Origin of the sequence: Vogesella mureinivorans, assembly GCF_007644035.1 — a bacterium.
Taxonomy (GTDB): domain Bacteria; phylum Pseudomonadota; class Gammaproteobacteria; order Burkholderiales; family Chromobacteriaceae; genus Vogesella; species Vogesella mureinivorans.
In genome coordinates, this window is the sequence record NZ_VMTV02001168.1 from 1 (window position 1) to 287 (window position 287).

General features: G+C 41.8%; 1 pseudogene. It reads left to right on the top strand.

The features are described from left to right. Positions 1-287 (top strand): annotated as a pseudogene (gene eno / locus FLQ44_RS23350) (phosphopyruvate hydratase); the annotation flags it as partial.

The window sequence follows — 287 nt, forward strand, 5'->3', positions numbered from 1 at the left end:
TAAAGGCTTACCGTTATATGCTTATATCGCTGAATTAAACGGTACGCCGGGCGTATATTCAATGCCGTTACCGATGATGAACATCATCAACGGTGGTGAACACGCTGACAATAACGTTGATATCCAAGAATTTATGATTCAACCGGTTGGCGCATCAACATTAAAAGAAGCGCTTCGTATCGGTGCGGAAGTATTCCACAACTTAGCGAAAGTATTAAAATCTAAAGGTTTAAATACTGCTGTGGGTGACGAAGGTGGTTTTGCACCTAACTTAGCATCAAACGCAG